The following is a 14,784-nucleotide window of genomic DNA, read 5'->3' as shown; positions in this document are numbered from 1 at the left end:
TGAGCCTGATTGATGCCTTGGTAGCCCGCCTCCCTCGCGGTGCCGTCGTGACCGACTCCGACGTGATCGACTCCTACGCCCGTGACCGGACCTTCGTCGAGCCGGGCAAGCCGTTGGGCGCGGTCCTCGCCACCTCGCGCGAGGACGTCGAGACGACGCTGCGGTGGGCCACGGAGAACCGGGTGCCCGTGGTGCCGCGCGGCGCGGGCACCGGCCTCGCCGGCGGCGCCACGGCGGGTGACGGCTCGATCGTGCTGTCGCTGGCGAAGATGACGGCGATCCGCGAGCTGTCGCCCGCCGACGAGATCGCGGTCGTGGAGCCCGGCGTCATCACCGCCGACCTGGACCGGGCGGCGCGCGAGCACGGCCTGATGTACGCACCCGATCCCTCCTCGTACGAGATTTCCACGATCGGCGGCAACCTCGCGACCAACGCGGGCGGGCTGCGGTGCGTGAAGTACGGCGTGACCAGGGACTCCGTGCTCGGACTTGAGGTGGTGCTGGCCGACGGGCGGGTCGTGAACACCGGCCGCCGCACCCTCAAGGGCGTGACCGGCTACGACCTGACCGGCCTGCTCGTCGGCTCCGAGGGCACGCTCGGGGTCATCACCGAGGCCACCGTACGGCTCCGGCGGGCTCCGCAACGGCCGCCCGCGACGTTCGCGGCCGAGTTCGGCTCGCTGCGGGAGGCGGGGGCGGCGGTGTCGGCGATCGTGGCGGCGGGCTGCCAGCCGTCGCTCATGGAGCTGCTGGACCGCGCGACCCTGGAGGCCATCGACGACATGCGCAACATCGGCCTGGAGGCCGAGACGATGGCGATGCTCATCGGGCAGTCCGACGCCTCGGACGGCGAGGCGGCGGTGGCGCGCATGGAGGAGCTGTGCACGGCCAACGGGGCCACGTTCGTGGCGGTGTCGTCGTCGCCGCAGGAGACGGAGCAGCTGATCGGGGTGCGCCGGATGGCCTACGAGGCCAAGGAGCGGCTGGGAGCGTGCCTGGTCGAGGACGTGTGCGTGCCGCGCTCGGCGCTGGCCGACATGATCGGGGCGATCGAGGCGGCGGCGGTCAGGCACGGGGTGCGGATCTGCACGGTGGCGCACGCCGGAGACGGGAACCTGCACCCGGTGTTCGTCTTCGAGCACGGGACCGTGGAGCCGCCGCCCGAGGTGTGGGCGGCGACCGACGAGGTGTTCACGCACGCGCTGTCGCTGGGCGGCACTCTGACGGGTGAGCACGGGGTGGGCGTCCTCAAGCGGCGCTGGCTGGACATGGAGGCGGGGCCGGTGGTGCGCGACCTGCACCATTCGATCAAGGCGGCGTTCGACCCGCTGGGGATCCTCAACCCGGGCAAGGCGATCTGACCTGCGCCGTCGTCGGTGGCCGCCCGGAGTGGTCGTCACGGCCCGGCCCACGGACGCGCCGCCCGCCGTCCGTGGCCGGGCCCTGTCCAGGGGGACGCTTACCGGGCGCGGATCCCGCCCGCCGTTTCGGCGCCCCGACACAGGAGTTCACCAAGACGTGACCTCTCCGGTGAAGCGGGCGGCCACCTGCTCTGATGCGTGAACCTGCAAATCCGTCAGACGGGACGAACATGAACGATCTGCCGTGTTGGCAGACGCATCAAGTGCCGCACTGATAGTTTTTTGCCGCAAATGGCAGAAGACATACGGGGGCAAACGTGAACGAGAACCCGCCTTTGGCGGCGGACGACCCTCGACGGCTGGGCGAATACGATCTCGTCTCCCGGCTCGGTGAAGGCGGTCAAGGCATCGTCTACCTGGGGCGGGGGCCCTCGGGCGAGCAGGTCGCCGTCAAACTGCTGCACCAGGCACTCGTGGCCGACCCGCAGGCCAGGGATCGGTTCCTGCGTGAGGTCGCCGTCGCCCAGCGGGTGGCCAGATTCTGCACCGCGCCCGTGCTCCACGCCGACCTGGAGGGCAGCAGGCCGTACATCGTCAGCGAGTACGTGCCCGGCCCGTCGCTGCGGCAGCTCGTCGACCGTGAGGGGCCGCGCCGGGGGGCCGCCCTGGAGCGCCTGGCCATCAGCACCGCCACCGCGCTCGCCGCCATCCACCGGGCCGGGATCCTGCACCGCGACTTCAAGCCCGCCAACGTGCTCATGGGGCCGGAGGGTCCGGTCGTCATCGACTTCGGCATCGCCCGCGCGCTGGACGCGCCCGGTGCCACCGCGACCGGGATGGCCATGGGGACGCCGTCGTACCTGGCGCCCGAGCAGCTCAGCGGGGCACCGGTGTCCGAGGCGGCGGACGTGTTCGCCTGGGGCGTCACGATGGTGTTCGCGGCATCCGGCAAGCCGGCGTTCGGGGCGGACTCGATCCCCGTCGTCATGAACCGCATCCTCAACGCGGAGCCGGAGATCATCGGCCTGGACGGGGCCATGGCCGAGCTGGTTGCCCGGTGCCTGTCCAAGGATCCGGCCGTACGGCCCAGCGCCAACGAGATCATCGTCTTCCTGACCGGCCAGCCGGTGCCGAAGGCCGCCGTGGAGCCGACGCCCGGCTTCACGGGAGCCGTCCCCGACAGCTCGGGTATGGGTGGGGCTCAGGGCGCCGGTGCGCCCGGGCCCGGCGGATCCACGCCAGGCGCGCCCATGCTGCCGGGTGCCGCCCCCGGTGGCATGCCGTCGCAGGGTGGCGTGCCCGGCGGGTTCCCGCCTCAGCACCTGGCTGCTCAGCCGGGAGCCTCGCAGGGCGGCGCGCCTGGGCACGGCGCACCTCAGCCCGGCGTACCCCAGTCCGGTGTACCCCAGCAGGGTGTGCCGCCCCACGTGGGTCAGCCTCACGGCGGGCCGCAGGGGCCGCACGGCCCCGGTCAGCCGGGACAGTCTGGGCGGGCCGGGCAGCAGGCGCCGTTCGCGGTGCCGGGGATGCCGGGGGCGCCCGGGCAGGGCGGAGTGCCGCCGCAGAGCGGGGCTCCCGGACGGAAGGCTCAGGGAGAGAAGGACCCGGGCTCCAAGGGCAAGCGGACGCTGACGTACGCGCTGTCCGGTGTGGCGGTCGTGTCGCTGCTGGTCGTCGGCGGTGTCGTGATCGCCTCTCAGGGAGGCGAGAAGACTCCGCTCGAACTGGTCAACGCCCAGGGGTCGAGCGAGCAGAACGCCGCGAGGTCCGGTGACGGGTCGAGCGCCGTGGAGCAGCCGCCGCAGTCGGAGGTTCCCGTCGTACCGAGCCAGGAGCCGAGCGCGCTGCCCACGGTCGAGCCCGAGAAGGCGGACGTGGGCGGGGACGGCGGGGACAACCCGACGCTGGAGCCGCTGCCCGAGCCGGACGCGTCCACCCCGGCCAAGGAGCCGGTGGTGGCGAACCCTCGGCAGACGGCATCGCCGGAGCGTACCCGGCAGTCGACCCCGGCCAAGCCCGCCGAACAGGACGAGCCGACGCGGAAGCCGACCGAGAAGGCGACCCCCACGAAGACCCGCACGAAGTCCCCCAACCTGGTGGAGCCGAGCCCGGAGCCGACCGGCGGCGAGCCGGTGACCTCCGAGAACACCTCGGCGCCCGCCCGGCCGTCGAAGCCCGTCACCAAGCCCACCAGCCGCCCGACGGCGAAACCCACGCCGAAGCCGACTCCCAAGCCGACGGCCTCGACGAAGCCGAACCCGTACACGGCGCTGGGGGTGTGCGGATCCGGTTACAAGGTCGTCAACTCGCGCGCGCTGGGTGACAAGGCGACCGTCTACCTGGCCTACAACGCCGCGCAGGGCAAGAACTGCGTGGTGACGCTGTCGCGGCTGCAGTACCCGGGCAAGGTGTCGATGAACGCGACTCTGCAGGTCAAGGGCGGGAGCAGCGGCGCCAACCCGGGCTCGTTCACCGCCTACGCCGGTCCGGTCCGGCTGCCGGCCGTGAAGAAGTGCGTGATGTGGGGCGGCTCCTGGGGCAGCCTGAGCTGGAAGTCCGGCTGGAGCCACTGCGGCTGAGCCCTTCTCACGGGAAACGTCTCCCAGACGACCACGGGCCCGGCCGGCTCGACTCTCGACCGGCTGGGCCCAGCCGTTTCAGCACCCGATTCGGTCATCGCCCGACCGGGCCGAGCGCCGCCCGAGCCGGGTACGGCCGGATCCGGGAGGCGGCGGGGCTGTTCGCGGCGAGGGGACAGGCGTACAGTTCCTGACGTGATCGTCAGGTCGGTGCGGACGGAACGTGGGCGGAAGACGCGGGCGGCGCTGCTCGCAGCCGGGCGGCAGGCGTTCGAGGAGACGCCGTACGACGCCGTCCGCATCGACGACGTGTGCACCCGGGCGGGCGTGTCCCACGGGACCTTCTACACCTACTTCGATTCCAAGGAAGAGCTGTTCGGCGAGGTCGCGGCGGCGGTCGTCGGGGAGATGTTCGCGGCGAGCGTCGTCGGGCCCGGTGTCCCGGGCGATCCGCACGCCAGGATCGAGGCCGCCAACCGGCTCTACCTGCGCGCCTGGTCGGCCAACTCGCGGCTGGTGCGCATGCTGGAGCAGGCCGCGACGGCCGAGCAGAGTTTCGCGGCTCTCCTTCTCGACCTGCGCGAGGTGTTCGTCAGACGCGGCGCCGAAGGGCTACGCAGGCTCCAGGAACAGGGACTGGCCGACCCGTCGCTCGACCCCCGGCTGACCGCGATCATGCTGGGCGGCATGGTGGAGCACTTCGCCCACGTCTGGCTGGATCTCGGGGAACACACCGACGAGCAGACCGCCGTCACGCTGCTGACCAGGCTGTGGGCGGGCGCCATCGGATTGACACCACCGTCAACAACTACCCAGTCAACACCAGCGCCCTCATCGGCGGCGGCCACAGCAGCGGAGGAGGGGCCGTGATCGTGAGCAGGCTGGACGCCCAGGGCGAGGATTACCGGCTGCGCAGGGAGGCGATGCTGGCCAAGCTCGCCGACCTCGACGCCGAGCACGCCAAGGCGGTCGCGGGCGGCGGAGAGAAGTACGTCGAGCGGCATCGGAAACGCGGCAGGCTCCTCGCCCGCGAACGCGTGGAACTGCTGCTCGACCCCGACTCCCCGTTCCTGGAGCTGTCGCCGCTCGCCGCCTGGGGCAGCGACTTCCCCGTGGGCGCCAGCGTGGTCACCGGCCTCGGGGTGATCGAGGGCGTGGAGTGCGTGATCGTCGCCAGCGACCCGACCGTCAGAGGCGGCGCCTCGAACCCGTGGACGATGCGCAAGACCCTGCGCGCCTCCGACATCGCCCTGCGCAACCGGTTGCCGCTGGTCAACCTGGTCGAGTCCGGTGGCGCCGACCTGCCGACGCAGAAGGAGATCTTCATCCCGGGCGGGCAGGTCTTCCGCGACCTGACCCGGTTGAGCGCGGCCGGGATCCCGACCGTGGCACTGGTGTTCGGCAACTCGACGGCGGGCGGCGCCTACGTGCCCGGGATGAGCGACCACGTGGTGATGGTCAAGGAACGCGCCAAGGTCTTCCTGGGCGGCCCGCCGCTGGTCAAGATGGCGACGGGCGAGGAGTCTGACGACGAGTCGCTGGGCGGCGCCGAGATGCACGCGCGTACCAGCGGCCTGGCCGACCACCTGGCCTCGGACGAGTACGACGCGCTGCGCATCGGCCGGGGCATCGTCCGCTCGCTGGGCTGGCGCAAGCTCGGCGCGGCGCCGGGCCCGGTCCGCGAGCCGTTGTACCCTGCCGAGGAGTTGGCGGGGATCGTCCCCGAGGACCTGAAGATCCCGTTCGACCCGCGCGAGGTGATCGCCCGGATCGTGGACGGCAGCGACTTCACGGAGTTCAAGTCACTGTACGGCCCGTCGCTGGTGACCGGCTGGGCCCGGCTGCACGGTCACCCGTTGGGGATCCTCGCGAACGCGCAGGGCGTGTTGTTCAGCCAGGAGTCGCAGAAGGCCACCCAGTTCATCCAGCTCGCGAACCAGACCCGTACCCCGCTGCTGTTCCTGCAGAACACCACCGGCTACATGGTGGGCAAGGAGTACGAACAGGGCGGAATCATCAAGCACGGCGCCATGATGATCAACGCGGTGTCCAACTCGACGGTGCCGCATCTGACGGTCGTCATGGGGGCGTCCTACGGAGCGGGCAACTACGGCATGTGCGGACGGGCCTACGAGCCGCGCTTCCTGTTCACGTGGCCGAGCGCCAAGTCCGCGGTGATGGGCCCGGCCCAGCTCGCCGGGGTGTTGTCGATCGTGGGACGGGCCTCCGCGCAGGCGCGCGGGCTACCGTACGACGAGGAGCAGGACGCGGCGATGCGGGCGCTGGTGGAGGCCCAGATCGAGGCCGAGTCCCTGCCGTTCTTCCTGTCCGGGCGACTCTACGACGACGGTGTCATCGACCCGCGCGACACCCGCACGGTCCTGGGCCTGTGCCTGTCCGCGATCAACAGCGCGCCGGTGCCGGAGGCGCAGGGATTCGGGGTGTTCCGCCCATGACCGTTCCGTCCGAGACCACTCCACCCGAGACCACTCCACCCGAGACCGGGCCACCCATGACCGTTCCTCCCGCCACCCCGATCAGCCGCCTGCTCGTCGCCAACCGGGGCGAGATCGCCCGCCGGGTCTTCCGTACGTGCCGCGAGCTGGGCATCGACACGGTCGCGGTGTTCTCCGACCCCGACGCGGACGCGCCGCACACGGCCGAGGCCGACCTCGCCGTACGGCTGAGCGGCTCCCGCGCGGCCGACACCTATCTGGACGCCGACCGGATCCTCGAAGCGTGCAGGCTGGCCGGGGCGGACGCCGTTCATCCCGGTTACGGCTTCCTCTCGGAGAACGCGGCGTTCGCGCAGGCCGTCCTGGACGCCGGACTCGTCTGGGTCGGCCCCTCCCCCGCGGCCATCGCCGCCATGGGCTCCAAGATCGAGGCCAAGCGGCTGATGCGAGCGGCCGGGGTCCCCACGCTCCCGTCATGGCCGATCGCCGATCATCCCAAGGAGCCCGCAGACCAGCAGGTGGCCCCCGAAACCGGTCAAGCGGAGGGGTCGGCGGAAGGGCCGGTGAAAGGGCCGGTGAAAGGGCCGGCGACCGTACGGTATCCGCTGCTGGTGAAGGCGTCCGCCGGGGGCGGCGGGCGGGGGATGCGGATCGTGCGCGATGCGGCGGAGCTGCCAGGTGAGGCGGCGTCGGCGCGGCGCGAGGCGGAGGCGGCCTTCGGCGACGGCACGGTCTTCGCCGAACCCCTGCTGGAGGCGGCCCGCCACATCGAGGTCCAGATCCTGGCCGACACGCACGGCACCGTCTGGACGCTGGGCGAGCGCGAGTGCAGCATCCAGCGCCGCCATCAGAAGGTCGTCGAAGAGTGCCCCTCCCCCGCCGTCACCCCCGCCCTGCGGCACCGCCTTGAGGAGGCGGCCCGCCGGGCGGCGGAGGCGATCGGCTACGTCGGCGCGGGGACGGTCGAGTTCCTGGTCGAGGGTGACACGGTCGCCTTCCTGGAGATGAACACCCGGTTGCAGGTCGAGCACCCGGTCACCGAGCTGGTGTACGGCCTCGACCTGGTGAGGCTGCAGTTGGAGATCGCCGAGGGCGCCCGGCTGAGCGGCCCGCCGCCCCTGCCGCAGGGGCACGCGGTCGAGGTGCGGTTGTACGCCGAGGACGCCGCCCACGTCCCGCAGTCGGGGGTGCTGCACAGGTTCGACGTGCCGGACGGGGTCCGGGTGGACTCGGGGGTGGAGTCGGGTTCGACGGTCTCGGCCTTCTACGACCCGCTGCTGGCGAAGATCGTCGCGCACGGTCCGAGTCGTGCCGAGGCGGTCAGGAAGCTCGCCGCCGCCCTGCGGCGGGCGCGGGTGCACGGCCTGACCACCAACCGCGACCTGCTCCTGAGCGTCCTGCGCGCGCCGGCGTTCCTGGCCGGTGACACGCACACCGGCTTCCTCGACCGGCACGAGCCCCCGGCCCCGGCCGGGCCGACGGAGCTGGAGGCCCTGGCGGGGGGGGNCTCGGGCCGCCGCGCCGCCGCGAGGGTGCTCGCCTCGCTGCCCTCGGGGTGGCGCAACGTACGCTCGCAGCCCCGGCGGGCCGGGTTCGAGGAGGCCGAGATCGTCTACGACCCGCTTCCGGACGGGGTGCGCGTCGTGACGGCCACGCCCGAGCGGGTCGTCCTGGAAAGGGATGGATTGCGGCAGAGCTTCGCCGTCCACACCTACCCCGGCTGCGTGTACGTCGGAGAGACCCGTCTCACCCCGCTCCCCCTCCTACCGGAACCGATCGGACATCCGGTACCCGGATCGCTGCCGGCCCCGATGCCGGGTAGCGTGCTGCGCGTCGAGATCGAGCCCGGTGACCGCGTGCGCGAGGGACAGGTGGTCGTGGTGCTCGAAGCGATGAAGATGGAGCATCGCATCGCCGCACCGGCCGATGGCGTCGTCACCGACGTACTGACCGAGAAGGGGCATCAGGTCGAGGCCGGGGCGATCCTCGCGGTGATCACCGCGAGTCAGGACGGGCACGAGGGGGACGTGTGAGCAGTCTGGTCCACAAGCAACTCGAAGCGGGCATCGCCACGATCACGCTGGATTCGCCGCCGAACCGCAACGCGCTGTCGGTGCGGCTGCTCGGCGACCTGGAGGCCCGGCTCGACTGGGCGCTCGGCGAGCCGGAGGCGCGGGTGATCGTCCTCACCGGCACCGGGCCGGTGTTCTGCTCGGGCGCCGACCTGAAGGAGCAGCGCGCCGCGCCCGCGGGCGGTGCGGCGGACGCGCCCGTGACGGCCTCGTTCCCCGAGATCCTGTCGTTGATCTGGGAGAGCCCCAAACCGGTCATCTGCCGTCTGAACGGCGCCGCCCGCGCGGGCGGTCTCGGCCTGGTGGCCGCCTGCGACTTCGCCATCGCGCCCGACGACGCCTCCTTCGCCTTCAGCGAGGTACGGCTGGGCGTCGTCCCCGCCATGATCGCCGTCCCGGTGCTGCGCAGGCTGGATCAGCGGGCGGCGGCCGAGTACTTCCTGACCGGCGAGGTCTTCGACGCCGCGCGGGCGGAGCGGATCGGGCTGCTCACCCGGGCGGTCCCCCGCGAGCGGCTGGACGCCGAGGTGGCCAGGTACGCGGCGATGCTGGCCAAGGGCGGGCCGGAGGCGCTGGCGATCACCAAGCAGATGGTGCGCGAGGTGCCCGGCCATTCGTTCGAGGAGGGGATGCGGCTGATGAGCGCGCTGTCGGCGCAGCGTTTCACCTCCGAGGAGGGACAGGAGGGCATCGCCGCCTTCATGGCCAAGCGGTCTCCGTCGTGGGTGCCCGACGCATGATCCGCATCGCCAACTGCAGCGGCTTCTACGGCGACCGGCTGTCGGCGGCCCGCGAGATGGTCGAGGGCGGCCCGATCGACGTCCTGACCGGCGACTGGCTGGCCGAGCTGACGATGTTCATCCTGGCGGGCAACCGGCTGAAGGGCCGCCCCGGCTACGCTCCCACGTTCCTCCGGCAGGTGGAGGAGGTGCTCGGCACCTGTCTGGAGCGCGGCGTCAGGATCGTCTCGAACGCCGGCGGCCTCGACCCGGCCGGATGCGCGCAGGCGGTCGCCGAGCTGGCCGAACGCCTGGGCCTGCGGGCCCGGGTGGCCCACGTCACGGGCGACGACCTCACCGGCCGCGCCGGAGGGGGGCCGCTGAGCGCCGTCGGTGGCGACGGTGCGCCGCCGCTGACGGCGAACGCCTATCTGGGCGGGCGGCCCATCGCCGCCGCCCTCTCGGCGGGTGCCGACGTGGTCGTCACCGGCCGGGTGACCGACGCGGCCCTGGTGACGGGGCCGGGCATCTGGCGGTACGGCTGGCAGCCCGGCGACCTCGACGCGCTGGCCGGTTCCGTGGTCGCCGGGCATGTCATCGAGTGCGGCTGCCAGGCGACCGGCGGCAACTACGCCTTCTTCGACGAGGTGCCCGATCTGGCGCACTGTGGCTTCCCCATCGCCGAACTGCACGCCGACGGCTCCAGCGTCGTCACCAAGCATCCGGGGACGGGCGGACGGGTGTCGGTGGGCACGGTCACCGCGCAGCTCCTGTACGAGATCGCGGGCCCGCGCTATCCGGGCCCCGACGTGGTGGCCCGCTTCGACACCGTCCGGCTGGAGCAGCAGGGCGAGGACCGGGTCCGGATCTCCGGGGTGCGCGGCGAGCCCGCGCCGGACACGCTCAAGGTCGCCGTCACCCACCTGGGCGGCTACCGCAACACGATGACGCTCATGGTCACCGGCCTGGACGCGGCGGACAAGGCCAGAGTGGCGGAGGAGGCGATCTGGGCGCGAGTGCCGCGTGAGGCGTTCGACGAGGTGCACGTCGGGTTCGACCCGCCGTTGCTGCGGATCACCGTGTTCTCGGGCGATCGGCGGGTGGCGGGGCGGGCGTTCTCGTCGGCCGTGGTGGAGACGGGGCTGGCCGGGTATCCGGGCCTGTACGGGCTGACGCCGCCGGGGGACGCCTCGCCGTACGGGGTCTACAGCCCGGCTTACGTTCCTGCGGACACCGTCCGCGCTGAGGTCTTCCTGGACGGCGAACCGGTCGGAACCGACGAACCCGCGCCCGGCACGAAGGCGCTCGAACGCCTGTCCACCGACGACCCGGCGGATCCGGGCGCATCGGCGTTCGCGGAGGACGGAACCGAGGTGGCGGGCGGGCGGGCGTGGCGGGAGTTGCCGGTCGTGAGAGCGCCGATCGGCCGGATCGTGGGCGCGCGCTCGGGCGACAAGGGCGGCGACGCCAACCTCGGGGTGTGGGTGACCGCGCCGGAGCGGTACGCGTGGCTGCGTGACTTCCTGACCGCCGAACGGCTGGCCGACCTGCTGCCCGGCCTCACCGGGCACCGGATCGAGCGGTTCGAGTTGCCCAACCTGCTCGCGCTGAACTTCGTCGTCCACGGGCTGCTGGGACGGGGCGTGGCGGCCAGCCCTCGCCTCGACCCTCAGGCCAAGGCCCTGGGCGAGGAACTGCGCGCCCAGGTGGCCGAGGTGCCGGAGTTCGGCTGAGGCCGTCGTTCCATCCTGCGGACGGGCGTATTAGCGTCGGTCGTGGGGCCGTTTTCGCAGGGGCCCGACCAGGCGACATCGCAGTGAGGGGAAACCGCCATGCGCGTCGAGCTGAACCACACCATCGTGCACGCCCGCGACAAGGCCGCCTCGGCCGAGTTCCTCGCGGACATCCTGGACCTGCCCGTGGGCGAGCAGTGGGGCCCGTTCGTCCCGGTGGTGCTGTCCAACGGGGTCACCCTGGACTTCGCGGACGCCGGCGACTCGCCCATCCAGTCCGCCCACTACGCGTTCCTGATCGACGACGCGGCGTTCGACGCGGCCTTCGCCCGCATCCAGAACGCCGGGATCGCCTATTACGCCGACCCCTTCCACGACAAACCCAACGAGATCAACCGGTTGTACGGCGGGCGGGGCGTGTACTTCGACGACCCGAACGGCCACAACCTGGAGCTGATGACCGTCCCGTACGGCGAGACTCCCGGCGGCTGACCCTCAACGGGCCCGCCAGCCCTGGAGGGCGGCGCCGAGCAGGCCCGCGTCGACGCCCAGCGCGGACACCTCGACCTCCGGCGGCTCCGGCAGGGGCAGGAGGGCGGTCAGACGGGACCGGAGCGGGCCCAGTAGGTCCTCTCCGGCCAGGGACAGCCCGCCGCCGATGACGATCAGCGTGGGGTGCAGCAGCAGCGTGTACGTGGTCAGGGCGAGCGCCAGCGCCTCCACGGCCCGTGCCCAGACCCGCTCGGCCTCGGGGTCGCCCGCGCGCACGCGGGTCACCACGTCCGCCGCCGACTTCTCCCCGCAGGCGGCGGCGATGGCCGAGGCGGAGGCGTACAGGCCCAGGCAGCCGCGCTGACCGCACCCGCACGGCAGGCCGTCCGGGTGGACGGGGATGTGTCCGATCTGGCCCGCCCAGCCGGAGGCGCCGCCGTACAGGGAGCCGGACAGGACCAGCGCGCCCGCGATGCCGGTGCCGACGGGCAGGTACAGGACGTGCTCGGCCGTGCGGGCGGGGCCGTAGGCGAGTTCGGCCGCACCGGCGGCGCGCACGTCGTGGCCGAGCGCGACCGGCAGGTCCGCGCGGGTGAAGGCGCGGGCGGGCACGTCTCGCCAGCCGAAGGCGGCGGAGAAGACCGCGCGCTCGGGTGTGACCAGCCCCGGTACGGCCAGGCCGACCGCGAGCGGCGTGTGCGCGCCGGGCGCGGCCAGGTCGTCCACGAAGTCGGCGACGGCGGCGACGACCCGCTCGGCGCCCTCTCCGCGCGGGGTCGGCCGCCGCTCGTAGCGCAGCACCCGCCCGGACCGGGACACCAGCCCGCCTTTCATCGTCGTTCCGCCCACATCCACCGCGATCACGCATTCCGCCATAGCCACCATCATGGCCGCACGGCGCCGCCCTCCTGACGGCCCGACGCCCGCGCCCGGCTCGCGGCGGCCCGGCGACCGGAGGTTCGGGGCCGGAGGTTCGGAGCCGGAGGTTCGGGGCCGGAGGTTCGGGGCCGGAGGTTCGGGGCCGGAGGGACATCGCGAGGTGTGCGGGCCGGCGTCCGCCGGGCGTTCCTCGGTCACGGCCACCCGCTACGGTGGGATCTCATGACCTCCGTCCTTCAGAAGTCTCTCGCCGTCCTGGTCACCGCGACGCTCACAGGCTGTGCCGGAGCCCAGGGGGCCGCCGGAGGGGGCGCGGGCCCTTCGGCCGGTGCGGGCGCCCGGAGCGGTCCGGCGGCCGGGTCCGGCGGGGTCGCGCAGCCCCCGGCGGGCGAGGCGCCCGGCCCCGACGTACGGATCCCCAAGGACCCCGCCGAGCTGGCCGAGGCGGTCAAGCGGACGACGGCGGCGCTCAACGCCGGGATCGAGGACTGGGACAAGACCCGGGAGCCGCCCCGCGACGTGGCCCTGTACGGCCTGCACCAGCAGCGCGTCTACCGCGCGCTGGCCCGTGACGCGAGTCTGACGAAGGCGGTTCTCGCCCGGCTGCCGAAGCCGCTGGCGGCGGAGGCCCGCGACCACGTCCACGCGATCGCCAGGCTGCTGGCGATGGCGCACCCGATCACGGCCGCCCAGCGTAAAAAGCTGCGTTTCGCCGACCCGCTGCCCGCCGAGCTCCTGAGGGGCCACATGGTGGCGGCCGAGCGCAGGTTCGGCGTCGAATGGGAGGTACTGGCGGCGATCATGCTGGTGGAGACCAGGTTCGGCCGGATCCGCTCGTCCAGTTCCACGGGCGCGCAGGGCCCGATGCAGTTCATGCCGGGCACCTGGCGGCAGTACGGCATGGGCGGCGACGTCCACGACGCCAAGGACGCGATCATGGCGGCGGCCAACTACCTGAAGGCCAGCGGCGCCCCGCGCGACTACCGCAGGGCGGTGTTCGCCTACAACCGCGACGTGAGATACGTCGATGCGGTACTGACACACGCAAAGCAGATCAAACGCGACAAACGCAGCTATTACGCCTATTACAACTGGCAGATCTTCGTCCTGTCGGCGAAGGGCGACGTCCGGATGACCGGCCCCCGCTAGACCGACTTATCCTGATTTTGCGTATTTTTCCGTATTTAGATCACCAAAGTCCCCGACGCTCCTACAATTGCGAGCAATTGCGTTACTGATCGGGGAAGGATCTCCATGCGCCTGCGGTTACTCGGCTCCACCTCGGAAGCCGGGGCCTGTCCCACCCTGTACGAGACCGACCGGGGCACCATCGTGGTCCAGGGCCTCCATCTCACCGACCCGGAGGCGCTCGCGGACCTCCGCGACGTCCTCGACGGCGAGGCGGCGGTCGAGGTGCCGCGCGAGCTGCTCACAGACATCGCCAGACGGGTGCTCTGACGAGCGGATCGCTTGCCCGCGCGGGGCGGGCAAGCGCTTCCCGGGCGGCGTCGGCGAGGGGCCGCCCGAGAGCGGGCGGTACCCGGCGCCACACTCATGTCACGATTGCGTGACTGGGCCTGGCATGATCGGCGAAGGCGGGTCTAGCCTCTCCCGGTGACGTCCTTTCAGCAGGCGCGCATCGACCTCGGCGCACAACTCCGGCAGTTACGCGAAGCGGCCCATCTGTCGGGCAAGGAGCTGGCCGAGTCCCTGGGGTGGCAGCCCTCGAAGGTCTCCCGCCTGGAGAACGCCAGGCAGACCGCCACCGAGGACGACGTGGTCATGTGGGCGCAGGCCGTCCAGGCGCCGCCGCCGGTGACCGACGGGCTCATCGCCCAGTCGCTGGCACTGCTCGAACGGCACGACGGCTGGAAGCAGCGCCACCGCAGCGGACTGGCCGCCATCCAGGAGGACCTGCGCGACCTGGAGGCGCGCACGCGGACGCTGCGGGTGTTCGAGCCGGGTCTCGTGGCCGGGCTGCTGCAGACCACCGAGTACGCCCGCCACGTCTTCCGCAAGGTCCGGCGCCTGTACAGCGCTCCCGACCAGATCGACCACGCCGTCCTGGTGCGGATGCAGCGCCAGGAGGTCCTGTACGACACCAAGCGCACCTTCCGCTTCGTGATGCCGGAGGCGGCGCTGCACCTGATGATGGCGCCCGTGGAGGTCATGCGGGGTCAGCTCGACCGGCTGCTGGCCGTGAGCACGCTGCCGAACGTGGACTTCGGCGTGATCCCCCGCGAGACCGAGCTGCCGTCCTCGCCGATCAACGGCTTCTGGATCTACAACGACGCCATGGTCGGGGTCGCGACGATGACCAAGGACCTGGTCCTGCGCGACCCGGACGACATCGCCTTCTACGCCGCCGCCTTCGACGAGTACGCGAAGGTCGCAGAGTTCGGCGAATCGGGCAGAGCCCTCCTCATCCGGATTCTCTCCGAATACGGGAAACAACCACCACATTAATCTCCGCAATTGCTTGCCGACCACGTG

At 72.2% G+C, this 14,784-nt stretch carries 12 protein-coding genes; 11 read left to right on the top strand and 1 reads right to left on the bottom strand.

Translation table 11 applies throughout. From position 1 onward, the window contains the following. Positions 1–47 precede the first annotated feature (47 nt). The 8 genes from ABD120_RS02995 to ABD120_RS02960 all read left to right on the top strand — a co-directional run bounded on the left by ABD120_RS02995 (position 48) and on the right by ABD120_RS02960 (position 11,412). A complete protein-coding gene (locus tag ABD120_RS02995) occupies positions 48–1,361 on the top strand; it encodes an FAD-binding oxidoreductase (protein ID WP_343948087.1) in 1,314 nt (437 codons plus the stop codon). A gap of 317 nt (positions 1,362–1,678) precedes the next feature. Then, positions 1,679–3,940 (top strand): serine/threonine-protein kinase, encoded by a 2,262-nt coding sequence (locus ABD120_RS02990; RefSeq protein ID WP_343948086.1) that lies wholly within the window; start codon positions 1,679–1,681, stop codon positions 3,938–3,940. Positions 3,941–4,135: 195 nt separating this feature from the next. Continuing rightward, complete coding sequence (locus ABD120_RS02985) at positions 4,136–4,810, top strand: TetR/AcrR family transcriptional regulator (protein WP_343948085.1); 675 nt, start codon at positions 4,136–4,138, stop codon at positions 4,808–4,810. A gap of 53 nt (positions 4,811–4,863) precedes the next feature. Then, positions 4,864–6,396 carry an acyl-CoA carboxylase subunit beta gene (locus ABD120_RS02980; protein ID WP_343948250.1) on the top strand — a complete coding sequence of 511 codons (1,533 nt, stop codon included), beginning with the start codon at positions 4,864–4,866 and terminating at the stop codon, positions 6,394–6,396. After that, entirely contained in the window at positions 6,393–8,429 is a 2,037-nt protein-coding gene (locus ABD120_RS02975) for an acetyl/propionyl/methylcrotonyl-CoA carboxylase subunit alpha (RefSeq protein WP_425563915.1), read from the top strand. Before ABD120_RS02980 ends, ABD120_RS02975 begins: the two co-directional genes overlap by 4 nt. Then, entirely contained in the window at positions 8,426–9,208 is a 783-nt protein-coding gene (locus ABD120_RS02970; protein ID WP_343948084.1) for an enoyl-CoA hydratase-related protein, read from the top strand. Before ABD120_RS02975 ends, ABD120_RS02970 begins: the two co-directional genes overlap by 4 nt. Continuing rightward, positions 9,205–10,920: an acyclic terpene utilization AtuA family protein gene (locus ABD120_RS02965; RefSeq protein WP_343948083.1), complete on the top strand. Its 1,716-nt coding sequence runs from the start codon at positions 9,205–9,207 to the stop codon at positions 10,918–10,920. Before ABD120_RS02970 ends, ABD120_RS02965 begins: the two co-directional genes overlap by 4 nt. 99 nt (positions 10,921–11,019) lie before the next feature. Next, a complete protein-coding gene (locus tag ABD120_RS02960; protein ID WP_343948082.1) occupies positions 11,020–11,412 on the top strand; it encodes a VOC family protein in 393 nt (130 codons plus the stop codon). A 3-nt stretch (positions 11,413–11,415) separates the two neighbouring features. Here ABD120_RS02960 and ABD120_RS02955 read toward each other — a convergent pair whose 3' ends face one another. Next, complete coding sequence (locus tag ABD120_RS02955) at positions 11,416–12,288, bottom strand: ROK family protein (RefSeq protein ID WP_343948081.1); 873 nt, start codon at positions 12,286–12,288, stop codon at positions 11,416–11,418. A gap of 225 nt (positions 12,289–12,513) precedes the next feature. Here ABD120_RS02955 and ABD120_RS02950 point away from each other — a divergent pair, with 225 nt between their 5' ends. From ABD120_RS02950 to ABD120_RS02940, 3 genes are all read left to right on the top strand, one after another. Beyond that, positions 12,514–13,440, top strand: a complete 927-nt coding sequence (locus ABD120_RS02950) for a lytic transglycosylase domain-containing protein (RefSeq protein ID WP_343948080.1) — start codon at positions 12,514–12,516, stop codon at positions 13,438–13,440. A gap of 105 nt (positions 13,441–13,545) precedes the next feature. Beyond that, complete coding sequence (locus ABD120_RS02945; protein WP_343948079.1) at positions 13,546–13,749, top strand: hypothetical protein; 204 nt, start codon at positions 13,546–13,548, stop codon at positions 13,747–13,749. Positions 13,750–13,905: 156 nt separating this feature from the next. Beyond that, positions 13,906–14,757: a helix-turn-helix domain-containing protein gene (locus tag ABD120_RS02940; protein WP_343948078.1), complete on the top strand. Its 852-nt coding sequence runs from the start codon at positions 13,906–13,908 to the stop codon at positions 14,755–14,757. Positions 14,758–14,784: the final 27 nt, after the last annotated feature.

Origin of the sequence: Nonomuraea longicatena, assembly GCF_039525605.1 — a bacterium.
GTDB lineage: Bacteria > Actinomycetota > Actinomycetes > Streptosporangiales > Streptosporangiaceae > Nonomuraea > Nonomuraea longicatena.
Note: the sequence above shows the minus strand (reverse complement) of the source record. Positions and strands in the feature narration are given on the sequence as shown.